Genomic DNA, 22,549 nt, shown 5'->3' with positions numbered 1-22,549 from the left:
TCGGGGTTGCCGCCCTGGGGCGGAGAATGGGCGGATGGCTTCCGACGACATTGAGACCGCCCTGCACGACGCGCGGGCCCTGATCCTGGCCGACCTCACCGCGCGGGACGTGGCGGACGCCGCCGTCGTCTCGCTGGTGGAGGAGGCCGTGACCCACCGCCGGTGGTGGCTGGAGCAGTGGCCGGACGGCACCGAGTACGTGCTCGGGCTGGTCGCCCAGGACGTGCAGGACGCGCTGCTGGAGGCGTACGGGCGGTGGCCGCTGTGCACCGTCTGCGCCGAGGACGGGGACCCCCACGCGCTGGGCGTGGAGCCGGAGTTGGGCCCCGAGCCGCACTGGGTGTGCGGCAAGCGGGGCGAAGCCGTCGCCGCGGTGGGCGAGTTGCGCTAGAGCGTCGCCAACTCCCGCTGGAGGTTGGCGCGGGCGGGCTCCTCGAGGCGGGCGCTCGCGGCGGGGGTGCGGAAGAGCGCCGGAAGTGCGAGGAGGGCGCGCAGGACGGCCGCGCGCCCTGCGCGGAAGTCCGGCTCGGGGACGAAGCCGTACTCCTCGCGGACGGCCGCCGCGTAGGCCCCGTACGCCTCGGGGGAGCCGCCGAGGACGGCGAGGTCGGCGTCGCAGAGCACCTCGCCGTCGCGGTCGCCCGGGGCCGGGGCGTGGGTGACGGTGAGCAGGACGAGGCGCTCGACCTCGGCGACGCGTTCGGCGGGCAGGCCGGCCCCGGTCAGCGCGCGGCGGGCCAGGGCGGCGCTGCGCTCCTCGTTCTCGGTGCGGTCGGGCCGGTGGACGGCGTCGTGGAACCAGGCGGCGAGACGGACGGCGTCCGCGTCGGCGGCGTGACCGGCGAGGTCGTCGACGTGCCGCAGGACGGCGCGCAGGTGGTCCACGCCGTGGTAGCGGCGCTGCGGCTCGGACCAGCGGCGCAGCAGCTCCCGCCCGTACGGCTCGGGGTCGACGTCGGCGCCGCAGCGGGTCAGCAGGGCGGTCCAGGCGGTGAGCAGGTCCTCGGTCATGCGCTCATTGTTCGCGGGGCGGGGACCCCTGGACAGATATGCCGTTCGGCGATATATGTAGTCGTATGACAGAACGCTCCATGCAGGAGCCGACGCTGCTGCTGCTCACCGCCCTGGCCGACGCCCCCAGACACGGCTACGCGCTCATCCAGGAGGTCGCCGCGATCTCGGACGGCCGGGTGAAGATGCGCACCGGCACCCTGTACGGCGCCCTCGACCGGCTGCTCCAGCAGGGCCTGATCGAGGTCGCCGCGGAGGAGGTCGTCGACGGCCGGGCCCGGCGCAGCTATGCGCTGACCGACGCCGGCCGGGCGGCGCTGGCCTCGGAGGCGGAGCGGCTGCGGGCGGTGGCGACGGAGGCGGAACGCCGCCTCTCCAAGGTCCGATCGATGCTGTGGGGCGGGGCCGACGCGAAGGGCCCGTCCGCGGCAGGGGGGAGTGCGACATGACCACACCGACGATGGGTGCGCCCTCGGGCGCGCTGCGTGCCGTGCTCCAGCTCTACCCGGCCGGCTACCGGCGCGAGCGGGGCGAGGAGCTGGCCGCGGTGTTCGCCGACAGCACGGCACGGGCCGGGCGCTCCGCGGTGGCCCGGGAGGTGTTCGACCTGGCGCTGTACGGCCTGCGGGTGCGCGCCGGGCTGACGGGCTCCACGGCGGCGGGCCGGCTGCTGGCGCTGGTCGCGCCGATGATCGCCGGGGCGGTGGCCGGGGCGGCGCTGGTGCCCTGGCTCGCCGCGCCGGAGCGGGTGACCTTCCTGCTCAGCTGGAACCACTCGCTCTCCGCCTACGCGGAGGTGTTCTTCCAGCCGGTGGGCGCCATGCTGCTCGTGGTGGCGGCGACGCTGGGCCGGTGGACGGCGGCGCGCGGGCTGGCCCTGTTCCTCGGCGTGATGGCGCTGGGCGAGCTGGGCGGGGCCGTCGTCGACTCGCACTTCGACGACGTCTGGTGGCCCGGGTACATCGGGATGGCCACGCTGCCGTTCGTGTTCGCGGCGCTGCTGCTGCTCGCGGCGCCGACCGACCTGCTGCCCCGGCCCTCCCTGCGGGCGGGCGGCCTGGTGCTGGCCTCGGTGGCCGCGGGCGGGCTGCTGGCGGCCGTCCAGAGCTGGGACGACACGGGCTTCCCGGTGGACCGGCAGTGGTTCGTGCTGATGCTGATCGCCCCGCTGGTGCTGACCCTGACCGCGCTGCGCGGCCGGGCGGTCCCGGCCGCGGTGGGTGTGGCGGTGCTGGCGCTGACCGGGCCGGGCAGCCTGTTCAACATCTGGCGCGAGTCGGGCGGGATCTCGCACCTGATGTCGACGGCGATGCCGGTGGCGATCCTGCTGGCGATGGTGGCGCTGGCGGCGTACGGGCTGCGGCGGCGCCCCGGGCAGGTGCGTGCGTGAGCGTCCGATCGCCGTACGCGTGAGCGAGCCCCCGGCCGGGTGCCGGGGGCTCGCCGCGTCCGGTGCGATGTGGCAGGCTGTCTGATATGTCTAGACCAATTTTCGAAGTCATCGCGCTGACGCCCCAGGACGCCCAGGCCGCCGAGTCGGGCGGCGCCGACCGGCTCGAACTGGTCACCGACATGGCCGCCGACGGGCTCACCCCGTCCGTCGAGGACTTCGCCCGGATCCGGGCCGCCGTCGCGATCCCGCTGCGGGTGATGCTCCGCATCCGGGACGGCTTCGCCCCCGGCGACCTGGACGAGCTGTGCGCCCGGGCCGCCGCGCTGCGGGCCGAGGGCGCCGAGGAGTTCGTCCTCGGGTTCCTCGACGCCGAGGGCGCGGTCGACCTGGCCGCCACCACCGCCGTCGCCGAGGCCGTGGCCGGCTGCCGCTGGACCTTCCACCGGGCGATCGACCACAGCGCCGACCGGGCCGCCGTCCGGGCCGCCGTGGCGGGCCTGCCGGGCCTGGACACCTTCCTCACCTCCGGTGCGGCCGCCGGGGTCGACGCCGGGCGCGAGGTGCTGGCGGCCGAGCTGGCGCGCCGGGGCGAGCCGGGCTACGGGCAGCGGATCCTGATCGGCGGGGGCCTGCGGGCCGAGCACATCGAGGAGCTGCGGGCGGAGGGCTTCGACGCCTTCCACGTCGGCGGGGCCGTGCGCGTCGACGGCTGGCTGACGCCGGTGGACGCGGCCAAGGTCGCCGAGTGGCGGGCGCTCATCGACGCCTGAGCGTGCTCCGCGAGGGGCCGGTTCCGTACGGGACCGGCCCCTCGGCGCTGAGGGCGTGTCCGGTTACAGCAGCTGCTCGGGCAGCGGCTCGGCGTGCAGCACCGTCAGGCCGGAGACGGCGCGGGTCAGCGACACGTACAGCCGGCGCAGGCCCGTGCGCTCGTCCGGCTCCCCGGCGACCACCGCGGACGGCTCGTCGAGCACCACGTAGTCGTACTCCAGACCCTTGGCCAGCGAGGCCGGGACGAGGGTGAGCCGGGCGCCCGCGCTGGTCTCGGTGCCGGGGGAGAGGAACGGCAGGCCCGCCGCCTCCAGGGCCTCGGCGAACAGCGGGATACGGGCGTCGGCGGCGATCAGGCCGGTCGAGCCCTCGTGGGTCAGTGCCTGGCGGCACGCGTCGAGGACGGCCTCGGTCATCTCCTCGGCCGCGACCTCGCGGATCGCCAGCGAGCCGGGCGTCTCGCGCACCGAGGTGGCCGGGGCCAGGCCCGGGGCGATCGAGGGCAGCAGCCGGGAGGCGTAGACGATGACCTCCTCCGGCACGCGGAAGCCCTTGGTCAGCTCCTCGATGTGCGCCTCCGGCTTGCCGAGGTGGTGCAGCGCCTCGGGCCAACTGGCCGCCGCCCAGGGGGTGGTGCCCTGGGCGAGGTCGCCGAGGACGGTCGCCGAGCCGGTGGTGCAGCGGCGGCCGACGGCGCGGTACTGCATCGGGGAGAGGTCCTGGGCCTCGTCGAGCACCACGTGGCCGAGCGAGGGGGTGCGCTGCACCAGGTCCGTCACCTCGTCGACGAGGACGGCGTCGGCCTGCGTCCAGCGGGCGGTCTTCACCGAGCGGCCGGGCTTGGGCCACAGGACGGCCGCCTGCTCCTCGGCGGTCAGCACGCCCTCGGCGCAGGCGGCGAGGAACCCGGGCTCGGAGAGCAGCCGCAGCACCAGCTTGGCCGGGTCGACGGGCGGCCAGCACTCCTTGGCCACGGCCTTGACGGCGGGGTTGCGGGCCACCGCGTCCTGCACCCGGTCGTCGGGGGCCTCGCCGGACTGCTCCATCTTGAGCAGCACGGTGTGCGCGATGCGCTGCGGCAGGGCGTCCCCGGCGGCGCCGTAGCGGACGTCGCGGGCTTTCAACTCCTCGATGATCTGGACGAGTTCGTGGACGGGGACGCGGTAGCGGCGGGAGCCGCGGACGACCACGCAGGGCTCGGTGGGCAGGGCGATGCCCGACCGTACGGCCCGGCGCAGCACCTCGGCCATCCGGGCGTCGCCCTTGAGCCGGGCCGCCTCGGGGGTGTCCTCGCCGCGCACCTCGACGTGGCCGACGAGCTGCTGAACCGTCGCCTGGCCGACCTCCAGCTCGCCGAGGGCGGGGAGCACCTGCTCGATGTAGGAGAGGAAGGCGTTGTTGGGGCCGATCACCAGGGTGCCGGTGCGGGCGAGGCGCTCGCGGTGCGCGTACAGCAGGTACGCGACGCGGTGCAGGCCCACGGCGGTCTTGCCGGTGCCGGGCGCCCCCTGGACGCAGATGGTGCCGGAGATGTCGGAGCGGACGATCTCGTCCTGCTCGGGCTGGATGGTGGCGACGATGTCGCGCATCGGGCCGACGCGGGGCTTCTCGATCTCGGCGGCGAGGAGGGCGGAGGCGGTGGACCCCCCGGCGGAGCCGGTGAATGTCTCGGCTGCCGGGTCGGAGAGGTGCTCGTCCTCGTAGGCGGTGAGTTCGCCGCCGGTGTAGCCGAAGCGGCGGCGGCGGTCGACGTCCATCGGATCGGTGCGGCTGGCCCGGTAGAAGGGCTGGGAGACGGGCGCGCGCCAGTCGATGACCATCGGGTCGCCGTCCGCGTCGTGGACGTGGCGGCGGCCGATGTAGAAGTTCTCTCCCCCGCCGCCCTCGCTGAGCTCCTCGCTGATCGCGTGGAGGTAGTCGAGGCGGCCGAAGAACAGCGGGGTGTCGGAGAGGTCGGCCAGGGCGGCGATCCTGGCCTCGATCTGGTTCTGGAGGATGACGGCGGTGACCCAGGTGCCGGTCACGTCGCGGATGTCGAGCGACTCGACGTCCTCGCGCATCGCTCGCAGCGCGGCCCTGGAGGCGGCCAGGTGGTCGCGTTCGCGCTGGAGGGGGTCGGTGGTGGGGGTGGCGGGCACAGCGAACCTTCCCGGCTGCCCCGGTGGCGGGCGCAGCGGATCGATGGAGCTCACGGTGGGTACAGCCGACCGGTTGCCGTGCGGTCGACGCCTCCCCCGGCTGCCTGCGTGACTTCAGCAGGTACCACGGTGCGGGAGGGGGCAGACGGACGATCTTAGACCCGTCCGTCTCGGGGTACCAGCCCCGCAGGTCTCGGGGGTGTGCGTACACCCGGAGGAGGACGGGCGGCGCGGTGGGTACGGCCTTCGGAGTGATGCCGTGGGCCGGTCGGGTACCTACCGTTGAAGACATGAGCACACGAGACGAGAACCCCACTGTCCCGGCCGGTGCGACCGTCGCGGCCGCCCGTCACCGCAGCCCGCTGAGCATCGCCTTCCGCAACGTCGGGATCGCCCTGGACACCGCCGCGCGCGTGATCTTCCTCGGGCGCGACGGTGTCCGGTACTGAACCGGTTGACAGCTCTTACAGCACGTCGTCCGCGTCGATGATCCGGTACGCGTAGCCCTGCTCGGCGAGGAAGCGCTGCCGGTGGGCGGCGAAGTCCTGGTCCACGGTGTCCCGGGCGACGACGGAGTAGAAGTGCGCGGAGTGGCCGTCCGCCTTGGGGCGCAGGACGCGGCCGAGGCGCTGGGCCTCCTCCTGGCGGGAGCCGAAGGTCCCGGAGACCTGGATGGCGACCGTCGCCTCGGGCAGGTCGATGGAGAAGTTGGCGACCTTGGAGACGACCAGGACGCCGATCTCCTTGTTGCGGAAGGCGTCGAAGAGCTTCTCGCGCTGGGCGTTGCTGGTCTCGCCCTTGATCACGGGTGCGTCGAGGACCTCGCCGAGCTCGTCCAGCTGGTCGATGTACTGGCCGATGACCAGCGTCTGGTCCTTCTCGTGCTTCTTGACCAGCGCCTCCACCACCCGCCGCTTGGTCGCCGTGGTGGCGCAGAAGCGGTAGCGCTCCTCCGGCTCGGCGGTGGCGTAGGCCAGCCGCTCGGAGTCGGTCAGGGTGACGCGCACCTCGCAGCAGTCGGCGGGCGCGATGTAGCCCTGGGCCTCGATCTCCTTCCACGGCGCGTCGAAGCGCTTGGGGCCGATGAGGCTGAACACGTCGCCCTCGCGGCCGTCCTCGCGCACCAGGGTGGCGGTCAGGCCGAGGCGGCGGCGGGCCTGGAGGTCGGCGGTGAACTTGAAGACGGGCGCGGGCAGCAGGTGCACCTCGTCGTAGACGACCAGGCCCCAGTTGCGGGCGTCGAACAGCTCCAGGTGCGCGTAGACGCCCTTCCGCTTGGTGGTCATCACCTGGTAGGTGGCGATGGTGACCGGGCGGATCTCCTTCTTCGTGCCGCTGTACTCGCCGATCTCGTCCTCGGTGAGCGAGGTGCGCTTGACCAGTTCGTGCTTCCACTGGCGGGCCGAGACGGTGTTGGTGACCAGGATCAGCGTGGTCGACCTGGCGTGCGCCATCGCGGCCGCGCCGACCAGCGTCTTGCCGGCGCCGCAGGGCAGCACGACGACGCCCGAGCCGCCGTGCCAGAAGCCCTCGACGGCCTGCGCCTGGTACGGGCGCAGCTGCCAGCCGTCCTCCTCCAGGTCGATGGGGTGCGCCTCGCCGTCGACGTACCCGGCGAAGTCCTCGGCGGGCCAGCCGAGTTTGAGCAGCACCTGCTTGATCTGGCCGCGCTCGGAGGGGTGTACGACCACGGTGTCCGGATCGACCCGGGCGCCGACCAGCGGCACGATCTTCTTGGAGCGCAGCACCTCCTCCAGCACCGGCCGGTCGGTGGTGGTGAGCACGAGTCCGTGGGTGGGGTGCTTGAGGAGCTGGAGCCGCCCGTAGCGGCCCATGGTGTCCGCCACGTCCACCAGCAGCGCGTGCGGGACCGGGTAGCGGGAGTACTTCACCAGGGCGTCCACCACCTGCTCGGCGTCGTGGCCGGCCGCCCGCGCGTTCCACAGGCCGAGCGGTGTCACCCGGTACGTGTGGACGTGCTCGGGGGCGCGCTCCAGCTCGGCGAACGGCGCGATGGCGCGGCGGCAGTCGGAAGCCTTGGGGTGGTCGATCTCCAGGAGAAGAGTTTTGTCGCTCTGGACGATGAGCGGTCCGTCGTTCACGCGGGGGAGCCCTCCACTGGCTGACAGTCTGCGTTGGCGCAGACCCTCCAGTGTCGCTCATTCCCGGCGTTGCGTGACGGGCTACGGGCTACGGGTGCCGGGCTATGGGCGCCGGGCTACTTCCACTCGTAGATCCTGCCGGTGGAGGTGCCGTCCGGGGCGGCGTCGAACTCGAAGACGCCGACGACGCCGTTGAGCTTCTCCAGCTGCGGGGCGGTGGTGGAGAAGAAGATCGCGCCGCGGTACTGGACGACGCCTCCGTCGGTGAGGTGGCCGAGGCCGCTGCCGTGCCAGGTGACCGTCTGACCGTCGGCGGTCATGTCGACGCCCTGTCCGTCGCCGAACACTGTGCCGTCGGCGCGCAGTTCGGTCTCGTAGGTGCCGAAGCCGGAGACCGTGACGCCGTAGTAGCCGCCGGTGCCCTCGAACGACACCTCGAGGACCGCGTGTCCGTCGGCGGCCGCGAGGACCCGTCGGCCGGTGTCCTTGCCGCTGACCTCGCCGATCAGTTCGCCGAGCATGATGCCTCCTCTGGGAAACCCCCTGCCCTTCCGGACTACGCCGGGTGCGACCGCCCGTCAACTGCTCCGAGTGACCACAGTCCGTACTCGCTCGTTGAGCTGGTCATGAAGACCTCGAAGCGTGTTCTCACCGCCCTCGCCCTGATGGGCACGGCCTTCGCGGCCACCGCCTCCTCGGCCGGCTCGGCCCACGCCCTCGCGGGCATCGGCGAGGGGCCCGGCGGGCTGCTGGCGGCGCCCGGATTCCTGATCGCGGACCAGGTGGGCGGCGGCTCGCTGCCGATCGGGCAGGGCGAGATCGGCAGCGTGGCCGACCACGCCGTGCAGGAGAAGATGAAGGGGGCGACCGGGCACTGAGCCCGTACGGACGTTCATTCGCCTACTCGCCTACTCGCGTATTCGTCTATTCGTCGAGTTCCGCGACGCCCGTGATGCGGTGCAGGGCGAAGGTGCGCAGCTCGTCCGCGTGGTGGTCGAAGGCGGTGACGAAGCCGCCTTCGACCTTGACCGGGTCGATGATGCGCTGGCTGGCGATGCCCTCGGCGTTGAGGTAGCCGATCCACATCCGCTCGCCGAGCAGGACGGCGGTCTGGAGCGCGGCGAGGGTGTCGGCGGCGGCCGTGCGGGGCAGTCCGCGCGGGTCGGGTGCGGGCTCGCGGCGGGTGGCGGTGGCGGCGCGGTCGCCGGCGCGGATGGCCTTGACGGCGGCGGCGAGCAGGGTGTCGTCCGGGGTGGGCGGGCCGTCCGGGACGGGCACCGGGGCCGTGCGGGGCGGGGTGCGGTGGGTGTCGGGGCGGGTGATCAGCACGTCGCCCTCGGCGGATTCGGCGACGGGCGCGTAGCCCATGGTCCGAAGGATGGAGAGCAGGACGTCGGGGGCGGCCTGGGAGGCGAGGACGGTCGGGGCGAGCAGGCGCAGCCTCAGCTCGGCGGAGCGGCGGTCGGCGAGGACCTCGTTCAGCAGTGAGGGGTCGTCGCAGCGCAGGTACGAGGAGGCGGCGCCGACGCGCAGGATGCCGTGGCGGCGGGCGACGTCGTCGATCAGGTAGCTCAGCGGCTGGGGGACGGGCGTGCGGCTGTGCTGGGCCAGGAAGGTCTGCAGGTCGGAGGCGGTGCGACCGGCGTCCAGGGCGCGGCGTACGGAGTTCGGGGTGAAGCGGTAGACGGTGGCGCCGCCCTTGGACTCGATGTCGGCGCAGAGCGCGAGGGCCTGGGCGAGCGGGGTGAGCAGCGGGCCGGGGGCGATCGCGGTGAGGTCCGGCTGGAGGATCACGTGGTCCAGCGGCCGCGGCAGCAGCGGGGCGAGTACCTCGGCCGGGTCGGACTCGGCGGTGAGCAGGGCGCGGGCGGGGGCGGCGAGGGCGCCGCGGCCGGTGACGCCGAGGAGTTCGGCCTCCTCGAGGGCCCAGGTGGCGAGGCCGTCGCGCAGCTCGCGGCCGTCCGGGCCGACGGGGCCTCCGCGCAGGGGGCGCTGCCAGCGCAGGGTGGGGAGCAGTTCCTCGGCGGTGGCCGGGGTGCCGGGCGGGAGTTCGGCGAGCAGGGCGAGGGCGGCGCGGCGTACGGACGGGGCGAGGGTGCGGTCGAGTTCGGGGCCGAGGGCGGCGCGGGGCTTGCCCTTGCCGTCCGCGGTGCCGGTGAGGGCGGGCACGCGGGTGGCGGCGAGCCAGGCGGAGGCGAGGACGGACCAGCGTTCGGCGGTGTCCAGGTGGAGCCAGGCGTCGTAGCCGGGGGTGGGGGCCCAGCGTTCGTCGGCCTCGCCGTCCGGGGCCAGCAAGCCTGCGGTGTAGGCGAGTTCGAGCCAGAACGCGGTCTGCTGCTCGGTGGTCTCCAGGGTCTGCGCGGTGCGCTTGAGGTCGCGCACGCCCAGGCCCCCGGCGCGCAGGACGGGCGGCGGGTTGAGGCCCCAGGCTTCGAGCAGTTCCTCGACGGTCCGCACGGCGGTGTGCGCCTGGCCGGCCGCGGCGCCGTCCACCACCTGGGTCTCGCGCGGGGCGGCGGCGGGCGCGGGCTCGGGCTGGACGGGCTCGACGGTGCGGTGGCTGCGGCCGCCGCGCAGGTGCAGGGCGAGCTCGCGGGGCAGCACGACGCTGCCGGGGCTGCTGGGCAGCAGCAGGCCCCGGGCGAGCAGCCACTCGACGGGGCTCTGGGCGTCCTCGGCCGTCACCGGGCGGGTGGCGTCCGGGACGGTGCCGATGGGCGGGCCCCAGACCAGCCGCTCCAGCAGCCGCAGCGCGGGCTCGGGGGCCGACTCCAGCAGGGCGGCGCAGCGGGCGCGGTCGGTGAGCAGGGCGGTCAGGGCGGCGACGGCGGTGACCGGGTCCGGGGTGGCGGGCTGGCCGGCGGAGGCGAGCAGCTGCTGCAGCCGGGCCGGGGACATGCCGATCGTGGCTTCGGCGAGGGTCGGGCCCAGGCCCGTGCGGCCGGGGTTGACGGCGGTCGGGGCGAGGGCCTCGCGGGCGGCGAGGACCAGGCGCAGGCCGTTGTCCGGGCCCCAGAGCAGCGCCCGGTCACGCAGCGTGGCCAGCGCCCGAGGCAGGGCGGCGGCGACGGCGGAGCGGTCGGCCGGGGTGAGCGGGGTGGCGCCGGGGTGCGGCTTGACCTTCGCCGGGCCGGTCAGCAGCGTCCGTACGGTGGCGGCGCTCGTGCCGTCCGGGGCGGTGGCCAGGGCTTCGGCGACCTGGAGGGTGAAGCGGTCCAGCCGCTCCAGGGCGCGCAGCGCGGAGGCGCGGGAGGAGAGCCGGGCGGACAGCTGGGTGAGGTCGCCGGGGACGGGGTTCAGCAGGTCGGGCCGGGCGCGCAGCAGGGTGGCGAGCGCGTCGTCGGGGCGGGCGCGCAGCTCCTCGGCGAGGGTGCGGGGGCCGGCGGCTGCCCTGCCCTGGCGTTGGGGGCCCTGCTGTGTGGTCATTCGACCTAGGTTAGTCGGGCGGGCCGACGGCGGGGGAGCGTCGTGCACCCGGTGCGGGGGCCGCGTTGGACTCGCGCGGGCGGGGGCGTGGTGGGTAGCGTCACGGCCAGGGCGGTTCGGTGGGCGGTCGGGTACGGGCGAGGCGGGGTGTCGGCGGGATGACGGACGGCGAGTGGTGGCGCAAGAGCGGGCCGTGGAGCGACCGTTCGGGGGGTGCTCCGGATCCGGCTCCCGAGGTTCCGGCTGCCCCTGCCCCTGCGGCTCCGGCTGGGGCTCCGGCTTCGGCGCCGGTCGAGGACAGCGTGTACGACCCGCCGGCGCCGAGTGCGGGCGGCATCGAGTCCGTTCCGCTGGAGCCCCCGCGCGTCTCCTCGGAGACGCAGGCGCCGCCGGGGCCGCCGCCGCCCTCGGTGTCGAGCCACGGGCCGTGGACGATGACGATGTTCGACTTCTCGGAGGGCGGCGGGGCCCCGGCGCCGAAGCCCATCCCCGAGCAGCGCACGGGCGAGGCCGATCCGGCCGCACCGCAGCAGCCGCCCGTACCGCCGGAGGCCGCGCCCGGGAGGAAGGGCCGCCGGGAGAGGAAGCCCAAGGCCGCGCCCGCCCCTAGGAAGGCCCGGGCGAAGGCCGGGGCGGGTTCGGCCCCGGCCTCGGCGAAGGGCGTGCGCAAGCCGTCCCCGCTGCTCCTGCTCTCCTGCGGCCTGCTGACCGGCGGCGCCGTCTCCGGCTTCTTCCCGGCCATGCTGGTGGGCTGGGGCCTCGGCTACCTGTCGCGCCAGATGTCCGACCTGATGCGCAAGTTCGTGATCCTGGGCATTCCGCTGGTCACGATGTCCGTCACCACCCTGCTCGCCATGCAGCGCGCCAAGCAGGCGGCGGGCGCCGGCGCGGGCGTCCAGACCTCCGCCCCCCTGGGCCAGTTCAGCTGGTCCATGGCCCCGGGCGTCCTGCGCACCGCCGCCGGCGTCACGGCGGCGGTGCTGCTGCTGGTGGCCCTGCGCCGCCGCCCACCGCAGCAGGGGTGAGGGGCGGTCGGCTCTTCGGTGTCAGCTCTTCGGTGTCGGGCGGGATTCGGCGAGGGCGAGGGCGGTGATGGCGGTGAGCATGAGCGCGGTGCCGGTGAGGGTGGCGGGGGTGAGGTGTTCGCCGAGGAGGAGGACGGCGAGGAGGGCGGCGCTGACCGGTTCGAGGAGCATGACCACCGAGGCCGTGGCGGCTCGGACGGTGGCTGCTCCGGCGAAGTAGAGCGGGTAGGCGAGTGCGGTCGTGACGGTGGCGACGTAGAGCATCAGCAGGGCGACGTGGGCCGGGTGGGCGGTGTGGGGGACGAGTCCCTCGCGGGCGGCGAAGGGGAGCAGGGCGGCCGCGCCGACGGCGAAGGCCCAGATGGTGAGGGTGTACGGGTCCTCGCCGGTGCCGTGGCGGCCGGCCCGGCGGCCCAGGACGTTGGAGGCGGCGAATCCGGCGGCGGAGAGCAGGGCCAGGGCGACGCCGGTGGGGTGGACGACGCCGGACCGGTTGCCCAGGACCAGGACGGCGAGTCCGGTGGAGGCACCCGCGATGGCGAGCAGTCCGGTGTGTCCGACGCGCTCGTGGAGGAAGACCCGGGCCCCGGCGGCGGTGAGCACCGGCGCCGCGCCGAGCGTGACGATGGTGCCCACGGCCAGGCCCGTGAACTGGACGGCGGCGAAGTAGGCGGTCTGGAAGACGGCCAGGGCGAGGCCCGTGCCGGTGAGCAGCGGGGCCCGGCGGCGCAGGGGCTGTCGGGACCGGGGCTGCGGGGGCCGGGAGGTGTGGCGCAGGGGCTTCGCGGCGAGCAGGAGCGCGGCGCCGGCCAGGAGGCGCCAGAACGAGACGGCCGTGGGGCCGAGATCGCTGGAGCGGTGGACGATGTCGACGGCGGCCCCGGTGGTGCCCCAGGTGAGGCCGGCGAACGCGAGGCAGGCGAGGCCCCGGCGTACCGAGCGCGGGGCAGGGGTGAGTGCGGCAGTGGTCTTCGACACGGAAGGGATCTCCAGACGGAGAGGAAGGGTCGTGGTCTCGCGTCTGCGGGCACGACCGATCCGCGCGTCGGGTCACGCGCCGGTGTCGAGGGGGGCCCGCCTCAGAGGGCGGGCGGCGACAGGACTGCTGCGGAGGTCATGCCCATCACTGTACGGCCGGGCGCAAGGGGTGGGTGGCGTGGTTCGGGCACACTGGGGCCATGAACTCAGGGGTGGGTGCGGGCAGGATCCTGTGGGAGGACGGCGCCCTGCGGGCCGCGATGCGGGGTGCGGCGGAGGGGCTGGGGCTCGAACTGCCCGAGGCGGACGAGAAGTCGAGGCGTCTCGCGGAGTACGTCGACGGGGAGAGCGGTCGCCGGGTGATGGTGTCTCCGCCCGACAGCGGGCGGCGGGCCTTCCAGGTGCGGCTCCACGGCAACCGGGCGCCCCTGGCCTTCGGGGCGTCCTCGGACCTGGCGAAGGTGGTCACGGCGACGGCGGCGTGGATCGGCGGTGCGGGGCTCGAGGAGACGAAGGCGCGCGCCTCGTTCGTCCGGTACCGACCCTGGGCGCTCACCCATGAGCAGAAACCTTTCGGCAAGGTCGAGTTGGAGTGGCTCATCAAGCTCGACCGGGTCCACACGCCGCCGTACAACCGGCACCCGCGCGCCCACGCGGTGCTGGCGGCGGCGTACGCCCAGCCGGTGCTGCGCGGGTTGATGCCGGTCAACAGCCACTACAACCTCTGGTTCTCCACCGCGATCGAGGAGCCCTGGCGGTCGAAGGTCGGGTACGTCCTGTCTCCTTACGAGGGTGGGGTGTACGGATCGGACGCGGGGTTGTACGAGGTGTGGAAGGCGGGCGAGGTGGTGGCGCGTACCGAGACCGCGGAGGAGGCCGTCGCCCTGGTGGTGGCCGGTCTTCCGGAGGGGATCGGGCCGGCTGTCTGAGGGCTGCCCGGCTGGGGGCTGCCTGACCGAGGACGGCATCCAGGACGGCGTCGGGCGCGTCCGTGGTGAGGGAGTGCCCGGCGTCGGGGACGATGCGGACGGTGACGGCCGGGGCGAGGCGGTGCAGGCGTCCGGCGGTGGTGGGGGCGTCGTGGAGGGCGTTGTGTTCGCCGAGGCGGGGCCGGCGTGAACCGGCCCCGCACCCGGTGTCAGGTCAGGGGGAGGGACTTGACGCCCGAGAGCAGCGGGATGAGCTGGTAGTTCCCGTCCCCGGGGCCGCAGGACGGTGTGGTGTCTGGGGTGTTGGACACGTTCGTCCCGGCCTTGAAGCGCCCGTCCCCGCTGGGGGCGAAGGTCGTCATGTGGTCGCGGTAGCGGTCGAAGTAGTACAGGCACTGGTGCAGGTTGAGGTACCGCCCGGCGGTCAGGTCCAGGGGGGTGGCGCTGGACAGCAGGGGGATGGGGTGGTCGGCCCCGCCTCCACCGCAGTTGACGGCGGTGTCACGGGTGTTGGAGATGTTGGTGCCGGCGACGAACTTGACGTCGGTGGTCCCCACCACGGTGGTGAGGTGGTCCATGTTGTACTCGCTCCAGAAGATGCACTGGTGCAGGTTCAGGTAGCGCCCCGCTGTCCGGTCGTAGGGCTCGGCGGCCGTGTAGACGTCGAGCTCGTAGTTCCCGTCCCCCGGGCCGCACACGGCGGCGGGGACGGGGGTGTCGGAGATGTCCGTCCCGGCGGCGAACCGCCCGTCCCTGCTCGGGACCAGCGTGGTCATGAGGTCGAAGTGGCTCTGGTCCGCGAGTGGGCTGTTGTAGACGCACTGGTGCAGGTTGATGTACCGGCCGGAGGTGGCCTGCGCAGCGGTGGCGGCGGCCGTGGTGGGGATGGCGGCGGCGGGCAGGAGCGCGGCCAGGGCGGTGACGGCGGCTGCGAGCGCGGCGTGGCGTGGGGCGAGGCGCATGCGGGTCCTCCCGGGGGCTGGGCGCGGCCGCTCCGGGCGAGCGGCCGCCTCGCAGGAGGTTTCCCGGGCGCCGGGGGCCCGGGGGCGCCGCGCCGGGAACTTCACCCGAACCGCCGCTCGCCGGCGGTGCCGGGGCGCTGGCACCCGATGCGGGGCGGGGGTTAACACCCGTACGGGACGGGTGCCTTCCCCGTTCTGGCGGGGCGGTGCCCCGGGCGAGACTCGGGGCATGTCCACAGACACCATGACCAAGGCGCCCGCCCCCGCCCGCCAACTGCGGGGAGACGGCAGCGACTTCGCGCAGCTGAGCCGCCGGATCGCGGCCGAGGGGCTGCTCGAGAGGCGGAAGGGGTACTACGCCGTACGGTCGGGGCTGGTGCTCGCCGCGTTCGGCGGTGGGTGGTGGGCGGTGTTCGCGCTCGGCGACAGCTGGTGGCAGTTGGCGCTGGCGGCGGGTATGTCGGTGGTGTTCGCCCAGATCGGCCTGATGGCACACGATCTGGCGCACCGTCAGGTCTTCGACCGGCGCAGGCCCAGCGAGGCCGGCGGGCTCGTCGCCGCGAACCTGCTGATGGGGATGAGCTACGGCTGGTGGATGAACAAGCACACCCGCCACCATGCGAACCCCAACCACGAGGAGCGGGACCCGGACGTCTCGCCGGACCTGGTGGTGTGGTCGCAGCGGCAGGCGCGGGAGGCGAGCGGGCCGGCGCGGTTCATCGGGCGGTGGCAGGCGTACCTGTTCTTCCCGTTGCTGCTGCTGGAGGGGCTGAACCTCAGCTTCAACAGCTTCCGCGCCCTGCGGCGGCCGATGATGAAGCGGCCGGTGCTGGAGGGAGCGCTGCTGGTCGCGCACTTCGCGGCGTACTTCGGGCTGGTGTTCGCGGCGCTCCCGGCGGGGAAGGCGGTGGCGTTCCTGGCCGTCCACCAGGCGCTGCTGGGCGTGTACCTGGGCTGCGTCTTCGCCCCGAACCACAAGGGCATGCTGATGGTGACGCCCGAGATGAAGCTGGACTTCCTGCGGCGGCAGGTGCTGACGTCGCGCAACGTGCGGGGTGGGGCGGTGGTCGACGCGGTGATGGGCGGCCTCAACTACCAGGTGGAGCACCACCTCTTCCCGAGCATGCCGACTCCGGCGCTGCGGCGGGCGGCGCGGATCACCCGGCAGTTCTGCGCGGAGAAGGGGATCGCGTACTACGAGGTGGGGCTGGTCCGGTCGTACCGGGAGATCCTCGGGCACCTGCACCGGACGGGGGAGCCGCTGCGGTCCGGTGGGTAGTCTCCGGGCCTCGCGGACCTCGCGGGCCTCGCAGATCTCGAGGGCCTCGCGGACCTCGCGGGCCTCGCGGACCTCGCGGACCGAGAGCTGCCACTCGATCGTGACGGCGGCGCCGGAGGAGGCTGCTGCGGCGCTGGAACGGGGGTGACGATCGCGTGGTGGGCCCCGGCGACCGGGTTTCGGTCGCCGGGGCCGTCGGCCTGCCGGGACAGGTGGTTCTGCCGGTGCCGGTTCTGCCGGGGCCGTGGGCCCTGTCGGGCGGTGAGGAGGGCGCCCCGGCTCACAGGTGCTCGGTGAGGAAGCGGGCGGCGCGGTCGAGGGCGGCGTCCGCCGCGGGGTCGGTGGCGAAGCCGAGCTGGAAGACGTGGGTGAGGCGGGCCCCGATCTCGAGGGTGACGTCCACGTCGTCCGCGCCCGCGCGCCCGGCCAGGCGGACGGCGTCGTCGAGCAGCAGTTCGCTCGCGCCGACCTGGACGAGCAGCGGCGGGAGGCCGGTGAGGTCGGCGAAGACCGGGCTGGCCAGGGGCTGCGCGGGGTCGGCCGGCCCGAGGTAGCGGTCGGCGCCGTCGTGCAGGTCGGCCTTGGTGAAGATGGGGTCGACGCCCTCCTTCGAGCTCGCGCTCCCGCCGGAGGTGGTGAGGTCGGTCCAGGGGGAGAAGAGGACGGCGGCGGCGGGCATCGGCAGTCCGGCCTCCCGGGCCTGGAGCAGGGTGACGAGGACGAGGTTGCCGCCGGCGGAGTCACCGGCCAGGACGAGCTTGCGCGGGTCGGTGCCGGATTCCAGGAGGTCGCGGTAGGCGGCGAACCCGTCCTCGACGGCGGCGGGGAAGGGCTGCTCGGGTGCGAGCCGGTAGTCGACGGAGAGGGCGCGGAGGCCGGCGCGGCGGGCCAGTTCGCCGGTGAGGCCGGCGTGGGTGTCGGGGGATCCCAGGGCGTAGCTGCCGCCGTGGAAGTAGAGGAGGCGGGCCGGGCCGGTGGCGTCGGCGGGCTCCAGGTCGAGGGTGGGGCGCCCGCCGAGGACGGTCCGGCGGAGGGTCACGCTCTCCGGGACGGGGCGGGAGATGATGGCGGCGAACTCGCTGCGCTGGGTGGCAAGGTCGGACATGACGGGCCTCCGGGGCTGGGGCGGGACGCGAGGATTGATTCCTGGGAATCGATCTGCCGCAAGAGTAGCCTGATTCCAGGGAAGATGATTCCTAGGAATCTATTGGAGGATTGTGATGCGCGTCACGCCGGTGTTCGTGGACCTGGTACGGGTCGAGACCCGCCTGTACAACGCGGTGAGCGCGCGGCTGCGCGACGAACTGGGGATCGGGCTGGGGCAGTTCGAGTTCCTGGAGATCGTCGACAGGGTCCGGGGATGCCGTGTGCAGGACCTCGTGGGGGAGCTGGCGATCACCGTGGGCGCGGTGAGCAAGGCGGTGGACCGGCTGGTCGCGACGGGCTGGTGCGTGCGGGAGGCGCACCCGCAGGACCGCCGGTCGTCGGTGCTGAAGCTGACCCCCGAGGGGGAGGAGCGGCTGGCGGCCGCCCGGCCGATCGTCGAGGCCGAGCTCGCCGCGCTCACGGCGGGGGTGTCGCGGGAGGACCTCGCCCGCGTCGCCGAAACGATGGCCGCCCTCCGCGCGAACCTGGAGAAGGATGCGTCCTGAGGGGCGCGTGGCCGGTTGCGTCCGTTCGGGCGGGTGGCGGAGGGCGACACTCCGGGACATCGTCGATTCGTGACGGTTCGTCAGCTAACTCTTCTGTGTGGCAGTTCGCGGCACTACGTGGAGGCAGCACATGAGGACGAGTCAACGGAGCGGCAGGCGGCTGACCGCCTTCGCCGTCAGCGTGGCCGCGGTGGCGGTCGTCGTCTCGCCCGCGGGGACGGGTGAGGCGCTGGCGGCGGCGCGGGACTGCTTCGACCGGTCGAAGCAGCCGTACACCTCCGTGGTCGACGCACACCTGCACTTCCGCCCGTTCGGAGGCAGGGCCATCCCCTTCGAGGAGGTCACCGGGTACCTGAACAAGACCGGCGTCCACTACGCCAACATGTTCGGCATCGGGCAGGTCCTTCCGGCTGATTCGGACTGCACCTACTACCTCGACTGCCCCGGCACGCCCGTCCGCCCCCGGATGCGCAACGACTTCGCCAACGCCGAGAGCCTGCGCGAGTTCCGGCCCGCGGACCCCAACCTCGCGCTCTCGATGACGTTCATGGACCTGCACCACCCCGAGACCGTCCCCGACGGGATCGCGCTGCTCGACCGCGAGTACCCGGGGATGTTCCGCTGGGCCGGCGAGGTCAACGTCGTGAAGCAGGCCCTGTTCCCCAACCTCGCCGAACCGGCCACCAGCGAGGACATCCCGCGCTGGGCGCCGTTCATGAAGGTGTACGAGGACCGGGGCATCCCGGTGACCTTCCACTCCGACCTCGGGAACGACGCCGAGCCCACCGAGTACCTCCACCTGATGGAGGAGATCCTCGACCGGTACCCCCACAACAAGATCGTCTGGGCGCACATGGGCCTCTCCAAGGAACTGGCCCACATGGACCCGGACCAGCACATCGCCATCCTGAGCCGCCTGCTCGACGAACACCCCAACCTGACCGTCGACCTGAGCTGGCGGGTGCTGGAGGACCTGTACTTCAGCAAGCCCGGCAACCGCGAGAAGTACGCGGCGTTCCTGGACCGGTACCCGAAGCGGGCGATCCCGGGGACGGACTTCGTGGCCGCGCGGAACAAGGACTACGCGGTGTACGAGCAGGAGCTGGAGGTCACCAGCCGGATCAACACGGCGCTGGGCGACACCGCGTTCCGGGACATCGCGCTCGGGCAGAACTACTTCAAGCTGCTGGGCCTGAAGGACCGGGCACCCCGGATCTGCGGCAACGGGCTGCGCCCCAACGGCGTGGTCCTGCCGGGCCCGCTGCCCGCGTCCGCCCCGGTGGACGACGAGGACTGAGCACAACGCTCGACTGCGGCCCCTCGCGCGATCCGGCGCGAGGGGCCGTGGCGTCAGATGGTGGACGGCTGCGGGAGCCGGGCGGAGCCGTCAGCCCAGCTTGGCGAGTCCGCGGGCGGTGCGGCGGGCAGCGCCGCGGGAGACGGCCAGCGCGTCCCAGTCGGCGGGCCGCTCGGGCAGCCGCGCCGGGTCGACCTGCAGCTTCCCGGCGTGCGCCAGCGGGAGCAGCGGCTGCCCCAGGATCTCGGATGCGCAGCTGATGCCGCCGGTCGCGACCCCGCCGATCCCGCTGCCGTGGCGGGTGCTGGCGCCCACCACGTGCAGGCCCTCGACGGTGGTGCGCGTGTCCGGCCGGTGGCCGGCCTTGCCCCACCCGGCCAGCCCGTAGGGGGTTCCGCCGCTGGAGCGGGTGTACCGCTCCTGGGTGAGAGGGGTGGCCAGCTCCACGTGCGTCAGGTTCCTGCGGAACGGGCCGAGCGCCTCCTCGGCCGCCTGCAGCATGGCCTCGGTGAGCTGCTGCTTGCGGGCCAGGTAGGCGCTGCCGCGCCGGTACCGGCCGCCGTCGGCCGGACCCCGTTCTACGCCCCACCACTCGGGATCGGGCGGGCAGAGCGTCATCACCTGGAAGTTGCTGTGCCCGGGCGGGCACACGGCGCCGGAGTCGGGCTCCTTCAGCGAGGCGAAGGAGACGAACATCGCGTCCACGGTGTCGAGTTCGCCGCGTCTCAGGCGCTGGTACCAGCCCTCGAGGTCCGCGTCGCGGTACCACCAGAGGTTGGCGTTGGGCCGGTCGTGCAGCGGGCGGTCCAGCGCGAGGTAGAGGATCGCGAAGGGATGGGCCATGGTGGCCTCGCGAGTCCTGTCCGCCAGCCGCTGGGGAAAGTGCTCGGCGCCGACGAGTTCCAGCACGGTTCGCCGGTAGTCGGCGTTGGAGACCACCAGCGGAGTGCGCACCCGCTGCCCGTCGGCCAGCAGCACACCGGTCACCCTGCCGTCCTCGACCAGCACCCGCTGCGCGGCGCAGCGGGTGCGCAGTTCACCGCCGTGCGCCTCCAGCACCTCCACCAGGCCGGCGGCCAACTGCTGCCCGCCGCCCACCGGGTAGTAGGCGCCGCGTAGATAGTGGTCGATCACGGCGGAATGGATGGCGACGGTGGCGAGGTCCGGCGCGAGCCCGTAGTTGGGCGACTGCGCGGCCAGCACCGTACGGGCGCGGGGGGTCAGATCGCAGTGTTCGAAGAGCCGCTCCAGTGAGCGCCGGCCCCAGCGGACGGTGACGGGGGTACGACGCGCCAGCTCGGCGGGTGTCAAGTCCTCGGTCGACAGCTGAGCGGCGCGCAGCTCTGCGGCCAGCGCCTGGCAGATTCCGGTGAACTCCTCGATGCCCGCGGCGTCCTGGGGCAGGGCCTCGGTGAGCCGCCGACGGTACGGCTCCCAGCCCGCGGGCACGTCCACGGTCAGGCCGGGCAGCGAGATCCGGTCGAAGCCGCCCTGGTCCATCTCCCGGAACTGGATCCGGTCACGGAGCCCGAGGCCCCCGAGGATCGCGGGCAGCATGCCGTCAGGGCCGCAGTCGCCCAGGTAGTGCACGCCGACGTCGAACTCGTAGGACCGGCGTCTGCGGAAGACGTGCGTGTTCCCGCCGGCCACATCGTGCTGCTCGACCACCAACACCCGGCGGCCTGCTGCTGCCAGGTACCCAGCACAGACCAGCCCGCCGATCCCCGATCCGATGACCACCGCGTCCCAGTCGTCCTGGTCCGTCATTTCGGCTGTTCCCCCTTCGCACTGTCGACCCGGTTACGGGCCAGGGCCTCCGTCGACCTGAAAGACCTGGCCAGGGATGTACGAGGCGTGCTCGGAGACCAGGAAGCCACCCACGTCGGCGACGTCCCGCAGCCGCCCGAAGTGGCGCAGCGCAGTGCGGTCCGGGATCTCCTCGCGGCACCTTATAGGACACGCGTGCGGCTAGTCCGGCAGTGAAGAAAACCGGGCGTGACTGCATTGGTCCGGATCCGTAGCGTCCCGCTCCCGTTTGGCCAATACATGTGCGAGGTCGAATAGTTGGCCTGAATAGCATCATCGCCCGCGCGGTTGTGGATTCGTTATTGACGAAACGTCAGCACGAGGCGATCTCTACGGTCGGATCAGGCCAGGCCAAGATCCGAACCGTGAACAGCTCCTAGCCGTGGTGGTCGAAGTCGCCAGCCTTGGCGCTGTAGAGGAGGGCGGTGAAGGCAGCGGGGGCGGCGCGGAGGATGAGGTGGCCCTCGTCGGACTCGCGGAGTTCGACGAGGGCGTCATTCGTGCGGACCTCGACGCAGGTGTCGTTCGCCCCGGAGTAGCTGGACTTCTGCCATTCGCGGTCAGGCATCGCTTACCTCCTGAAGGGCTCGGCCGCTCGCGTCGGTGCGCGAGCGGCCGAGGGGTTAGGCGTGGTGGTCGAAGTCGCCAGCCTTGGCGCTGTAGAGGAGCGCGGTGAAGGCAGCAGGGGCTATGCAGAGGGTGAGGTGGGCCTCGTCGGACTCGCGGAGTTCGAGGAGGCTGCCAACCGCGCGGACCTCCACACACTCGTTGTTCGCCGCGCTATAGCTCGACTTCTGCCAATCGGTGTCACGCATACTTGGCTTCTACTTCCTTCTTGATGGATCGGATGAAGTCTCGCGAGCCATCTTCCGGAAGAGCTGCGGAGTCCATGCGAGCGAAGATCGCTCGGTGTTTGGCCAGGTCCGCAGGGGCGTCGAAGAACAGCGAACCTTGGGAGACGTCCATCTGGACGGTGTCCAGTTCGGGGACGGGCCCCTCGGCGAACGTCACGTTCTCGCCAGCGCCAGGGTAGGTGTCGACATCGAACGGCACGACTCTGATCGAGATTCCGTCTTCCATCGAGTCTTCGACCAGAGCCTCGAGTTGGTCGGCGAGGATCTTGGGGCCGCCGAACTGCATGCGGAGTGCAGCTTCGTGGATGTAGGCGTGAAGAGCGATCTTTCCGGATCGGACCACTTGCTGCCGTTGAACGCGAAAGGCCGTTCGGACGTCGACGTCCTTGCGAGGCAGTGGGGGATAGATCCGAGCGAAAACTGCTGCGGCGTAGGTTCCGGTCTGGAGTAGACCCGGGATGTAAGTGGTGGTGCAGACGGACAGCGACTTTGCGTGATGTTCGGTCTCTGCTACTTCGAGGAAGTCCGTGGTCAGAACCTCGCGGTATTCCTCCCACCAGCCCTTTCCTCGTTCTGAGATGGTGTCTGCGAGGGCATCGACAAGTGGGCGATTCGCACAGTTGCACGCGGCGGCGATCGTCCGCAGGCGGTCTGCACTGATGCCGATCCGCCCGGATTCCATCTGAGTGACCTGGGCGGGATTCATCCCGACGAGACGGCCGAGTTCAGAGCCGCCGAAGCCCGCCCGCTCACGCATTCTCCGCATCTCGGCGCCAAACCTGCGTTGGCGGAGTGTCGGGTTGGTGCGTGGCGGCATGGCTTCCTTCCGAGGGTGTGGTCGGCGTCAAGTCTGCCGCGTGGGTCGAGTGTCGGTCTACCGATACCACGATAGAGGGAACTTCCCGAACGGGGGGAAATTTGGCCAC

24 protein-coding genes are annotated in these 22,549 nt (G+C 72.9%); 11 read left to right on the top strand and 13 right to left on the bottom strand.

What is annotated here, in order from left to right; translation table 11 throughout:
* Positions 1–34: 34 nt before the first annotated feature.
* Positions 35–391 (top strand): hypothetical protein, encoded by a 357-nt coding sequence (locus IH61_RS0102130; RefSeq protein WP_031063967.1) that lies wholly within the window; start codon positions 35–37, stop codon positions 389–391.
* Here the strand turns inward: IH61_RS0102130 and IH61_RS0102125 are convergent.
* Positions 388–1,011, bottom strand: coding sequence for a hypothetical protein (locus IH61_RS0102125; protein WP_031063963.1), 624 nt, complete (start codon positions 1,009–1,011; stop codon positions 388–390). The two genes, IH61_RS0102130 and IH61_RS0102125, sit on opposite strands and share 4 nt — an antisense overlap.
* A gap of 65 nt (positions 1,012–1,076) precedes the next feature.
* Between IH61_RS0102125 and IH61_RS0102120 the strand changes: the two genes are divergently transcribed.
* The 3 genes from IH61_RS0102120 to IH61_RS0102110 all read left to right on the top strand — a co-directional run bounded on the left by IH61_RS0102120 (position 1,077) and on the right by IH61_RS0102110 (position 3,174).
* Positions 1,077–1,460, top strand: coding sequence for a PadR family transcriptional regulator (locus IH61_RS0102120; RefSeq protein ID WP_051836110.1), 384 nt, complete (start codon positions 1,077–1,079; stop codon positions 1,458–1,460).
* Positions 1,457–2,401 (top strand): hypothetical protein, encoded by a 945-nt coding sequence (locus IH61_RS0102115; protein WP_031063957.1) that lies wholly within the window; start codon positions 1,457–1,459, stop codon positions 2,399–2,401. Before IH61_RS0102120 ends, IH61_RS0102115 begins: the two co-directional genes overlap by 4 nt.
* Positions 2,402–2,487: 86 nt before the next feature.
* The gene (locus IH61_RS0102110) at positions 2,488–3,174 is read left to right on the top strand and encodes a copper homeostasis protein CutC (RefSeq protein WP_031063955.1); all 687 of its coding nucleotides are present in this window, start codon (positions 2,488–2,490) and stop codon (positions 3,172–3,174) included.
* A gap of 63 nt (positions 3,175–3,237) precedes the next feature.
* Here the strand turns inward: IH61_RS0102110 and IH61_RS0102105 are convergent, their stop codons facing one another.
* Positions 3,238–5,349: an AAA family ATPase gene (locus IH61_RS0102105; protein ID WP_051836131.1), complete on the bottom strand. Its 2,112-nt coding sequence runs from the start codon at positions 5,347–5,349 to the stop codon at positions 3,238–3,240.
* A gap of 254 nt (positions 5,350–5,603) precedes the next feature.
* On the opposite strand from IH61_RS0102105, the gene IH61_RS46690 reads away from it, so the two are divergent.
* Positions 5,604–5,762, top strand: a complete 159-nt coding sequence (locus IH61_RS46690; RefSeq protein WP_158844539.1) for a hypothetical protein — start codon at positions 5,604–5,606, stop codon at positions 5,760–5,762.
* Positions 5,763–5,777: 15 nt separating this feature from the next.
* On the opposite strand, the gene IH61_RS0102095 is transcribed toward IH61_RS46690, so the two are convergent.
* Entirely contained in the window at positions 5,778–7,415 is a 1,638-nt protein-coding gene (locus IH61_RS0102095; protein WP_031063949.1) for a DNA repair helicase XPB, read from the bottom strand.
* Positions 7,416–7,531: 116 nt separating this feature from the next.
* A complete protein-coding gene (locus IH61_RS0102090; protein WP_031063946.1) occupies positions 7,532–7,936 on the bottom strand; it encodes a hypothetical protein in 405 nt (134 codons plus the stop codon).
* Between the two features lie 105 nt (positions 7,937–8,041).
* Here IH61_RS0102090 and IH61_RS0102085 point away from each other — a divergent pair, with 105 nt between their 5' ends.
* Positions 8,042–8,293 carry a hypothetical protein gene (locus IH61_RS0102085; RefSeq protein ID WP_031063943.1) on the top strand — a complete coding sequence of 84 codons (252 nt, stop codon included), beginning with the start codon at positions 8,042–8,044 and terminating at the stop codon, positions 8,291–8,293.
* A 46-nt stretch (positions 8,294–8,339) separates the two neighbouring features.
* Here the strand turns inward: IH61_RS0102085 and IH61_RS0102080 are convergent, their stop codons facing one another.
* Positions 8,340–10,841, bottom strand: coding sequence for a helicase C-terminal domain-containing protein (locus IH61_RS0102080; RefSeq protein WP_031063940.1), 2,502 nt, complete (start codon positions 10,839–10,841; stop codon positions 8,340–8,342).
* A gap of 302 nt (positions 10,842–11,143) precedes the next feature.
* On the opposite strand from IH61_RS0102080, the gene IH61_RS0102070 reads away from it, so the two are divergent.
* Positions 11,144–11,866 (top strand): hypothetical protein, encoded by a 723-nt coding sequence (locus IH61_RS0102070; RefSeq protein ID WP_158844536.1) that lies wholly within the window; start codon positions 11,144–11,146, stop codon positions 11,864–11,866.
* 21 nt (positions 11,867–11,887) lie between these two features.
* On the opposite strand, the gene IH61_RS0102065 is transcribed toward IH61_RS0102070, so the two are convergent.
* Complete coding sequence (locus IH61_RS0102065) at positions 11,888–12,844, bottom strand: DMT family transporter (RefSeq protein ID WP_051836109.1); 957 nt, start codon at positions 12,842–12,844, stop codon at positions 11,888–11,890.
* Between the two features lie 200 nt (positions 12,845–13,044).
* On the opposite strand from IH61_RS0102065, the gene IH61_RS42390 reads away from it, so the two are divergent.
* Positions 13,045–13,773, top strand: a complete 729-nt coding sequence (locus IH61_RS42390; RefSeq protein ID WP_158844533.1) for a DUF6193 family natural product biosynthesis protein — start codon at positions 13,045–13,047, stop codon at positions 13,771–13,773.
* A gap of 209 nt (positions 13,774–13,982) precedes the next feature.
* Here the strand turns inward: IH61_RS42390 and IH61_RS0102050 are convergent, their stop codons facing one another.
* A complete protein-coding gene (locus tag IH61_RS0102050; protein WP_031063927.1) occupies positions 13,983–14,735 on the bottom strand; it encodes a hypothetical protein in 753 nt (250 codons plus the stop codon).
* A gap of 229 nt (positions 14,736–14,964) precedes the next feature.
* Between IH61_RS0102050 and IH61_RS0102045 the strand changes: the two genes are divergently transcribed.
* Positions 14,965–16,014: a fatty acid desaturase family protein gene (locus IH61_RS0102045; RefSeq protein WP_031063925.1), complete on the top strand. Its 1,050-nt coding sequence runs from the start codon at positions 14,965–14,967 to the stop codon at positions 16,012–16,014.
* A gap of 280 nt (positions 16,015–16,294) precedes the next feature.
* Here IH61_RS0102045 and IH61_RS0102040 read toward each other — a convergent pair whose 3' ends face one another.
* A complete protein-coding gene (locus IH61_RS0102040; protein WP_031063923.1) occupies positions 16,295–17,119 on the bottom strand; it encodes an alpha/beta hydrolase in 825 nt (274 codons plus the stop codon).
* Positions 17,120–17,234: 115 nt separating this feature from the next.
* On the opposite strand from IH61_RS0102040, the gene IH61_RS0102035 reads away from it, so the two are divergent.
* Both IH61_RS0102035 and IH61_RS0102030 read left to right on the top strand, forming a co-directional pair.
* Entirely contained in the window at positions 17,235–17,666 is a 432-nt protein-coding gene (locus IH61_RS0102035) for a MarR family winged helix-turn-helix transcriptional regulator (protein WP_031063920.1), read from the top strand.
* A gap of 130 nt (positions 17,667–17,796) precedes the next feature.
* On the top strand, positions 17,797–18,963 hold the full coding sequence (locus IH61_RS0102030) for an amidohydrolase family protein (protein WP_051836106.1): 1,167 nt from the start codon (positions 17,797–17,799) through the stop codon (positions 18,961–18,963).
* 90 nt (positions 18,964–19,053) lie between these two features.
* On the opposite strand, the gene IH61_RS0102025 is transcribed toward IH61_RS0102030, so the two are convergent.
* From IH61_RS0102025 to IH61_RS43840, 5 genes are all read right to left on the bottom strand, one after another.
* A complete protein-coding gene (locus IH61_RS0102025; RefSeq protein ID WP_031063914.1) occupies positions 19,054–20,730 on the bottom strand; it encodes a phytoene desaturase family protein in 1,677 nt (558 codons plus the stop codon).
* Between the two features lie 33 nt (positions 20,731–20,763).
* A complete protein-coding gene (locus IH61_RS48060) occupies positions 20,764–20,898 on the bottom strand; it encodes an SDR family oxidoreductase (RefSeq protein WP_267883983.1) in 135 nt (44 codons plus the stop codon).
* 247 nt (positions 20,899–21,145) lie between these two features.
* Positions 21,146–21,337: a DUF397 domain-containing protein gene (locus IH61_RS0102020; protein WP_031063910.1), complete on the bottom strand. Its 192-nt coding sequence runs from the start codon at positions 21,335–21,337 to the stop codon at positions 21,146–21,148.
* 55 nt (positions 21,338–21,392) lie between these two features.
* Positions 21,393–21,584 carry a DUF397 domain-containing protein gene (locus IH61_RS0102015; RefSeq protein WP_031063908.1) on the bottom strand — a complete coding sequence of 64 codons (192 nt, stop codon included), beginning with the start codon at positions 21,582–21,584 and terminating at the stop codon, positions 21,393–21,395.
* Positions 21,577–22,440 carry a helix-turn-helix domain-containing protein gene (locus IH61_RS43840; RefSeq protein WP_031063904.1) on the bottom strand — a complete coding sequence of 288 codons (864 nt, stop codon included), beginning with the start codon at positions 22,438–22,440 and terminating at the stop codon, positions 21,577–21,579. Before IH61_RS43840 ends, IH61_RS0102015 begins: the two co-directional genes overlap by 8 nt.
* Between the last annotated feature and the right edge of the window lie 109 nt (positions 22,441–22,549).

The organism is Streptomyces sp. NRRL WC-3742, assembly GCF_000720635.1.
Taxonomy (GTDB): Bacteria; Actinomycetota; Actinomycetes; order Streptomycetales; family Streptomycetaceae; genus Kitasatospora.
Note: the sequence above shows the minus strand (reverse complement) of the source record. Positions and strands in the feature narration are given on the sequence as shown.

Coding starts and splice junctions, on each gene's coding strand:
- IH61_RS43840 (WP_031063904.1), bottom strand. CDS start 22,440: ATGCCGCCACGCACCAACCCGACACTCCGCCAACGCAGGTTTGGCGCC.
- IH61_RS0102085 (WP_031063943.1), top strand. CDS start 8,042: ATGAAGACCTCGAAGCGTGTTCTCACCGCCCTCGCCCTGATGGGCACG.
- IH61_RS0102080 (WP_031063940.1), bottom strand. CDS start 10,841: ATGACCACACAGCAGGGCCCCCAACGCCAGGGCAGGGCAGCCGCCGGC.
- IH61_RS0102110 (WP_031063955.1), top strand. CDS start 2,488: ATGTCTAGACCAATTTTCGAAGTCATCGCGCTGACGCCCCAGGACGCC.
- IH61_RS0102040 (WP_031063923.1), bottom strand. CDS start 17,119: ATGTCCGACCTTGCCACCCAGCGCAGCGAGTTCGCCGCCATCATCTCC.
- IH61_RS42390 (WP_158844533.1), top strand. CDS start 13,045: ATGAACTCAGGGGTGGGTGCGGGCAGGATCCTGTGGGAGGACGGCGCC.
- IH61_RS0102020 (WP_031063910.1), bottom strand. CDS start 21,337: ATGCCTGACCGCGAATGGCAGAAGTCCAGCTACTCCGGGGCGAACGAC.
- IH61_RS0102115 (WP_031063957.1), top strand. CDS start 1,457: ATGACCACACCGACGATGGGTGCGCCCTCGGGCGCGCTGCGTGCCGTG.
- IH61_RS0102015 (WP_031063908.1), bottom strand. CDS start 21,584: ATGCGTGACACCGATTGGCAGAAGTCGAGCTATAGCGCGGCGAACAAC.
- IH61_RS0102120 (WP_051836110.1), top strand. CDS start 1,077: ATGACAGAACGCTCCATGCAGGAGCCGACGCTGCTGCTGCTCACCGCC.
- IH61_RS0102025 (WP_031063914.1), bottom strand. CDS start 20,730: ATGACGGACCAGGACGACTGGGACGCGGTGGTCATCGGATCGGGGATC.
- IH61_RS46690 (WP_158844539.1), top strand. CDS start 5,604: ATGAGCACACGAGACGAGAACCCCACTGTCCCGGCCGGTGCGACCGTC.
- IH61_RS0102050 (WP_031063927.1), bottom strand. CDS start 14,735: ATGCGCCTCGCCCCACGCCACGCCGCGCTCGCAGCCGCCGTCACCGCC.
- IH61_RS0102090 (WP_031063946.1), bottom strand. CDS start 7,936: ATGCTCGGCGAACTGATCGGCGAGGTCAGCGGCAAGGACACCGGCCGA.
- IH61_RS0102030 (WP_051836106.1), top strand. CDS start 17,797: ATGAGGACGAGTCAACGGAGCGGCAGGCGGCTGACCGCCTTCGCCGTC.
- IH61_RS0102125 (WP_031063963.1), bottom strand. CDS start 1,011: ATGACCGAGGACCTGCTCACCGCCTGGACCGCCCTGCTGACCCGCTGC.
- IH61_RS0102035 (WP_031063920.1), top strand. CDS start 17,235: ATGCGCGTCACGCCGGTGTTCGTGGACCTGGTACGGGTCGAGACCCGC.
- IH61_RS0102045 (WP_031063925.1), top strand. CDS start 14,965: ATGTCCACAGACACCATGACCAAGGCGCCCGCCCCCGCCCGCCAACTG.
- IH61_RS0102130 (WP_031063967.1), top strand. CDS start 35: ATGGCTTCCGACGACATTGAGACCGCCCTGCACGACGCGCGGGCCCTG.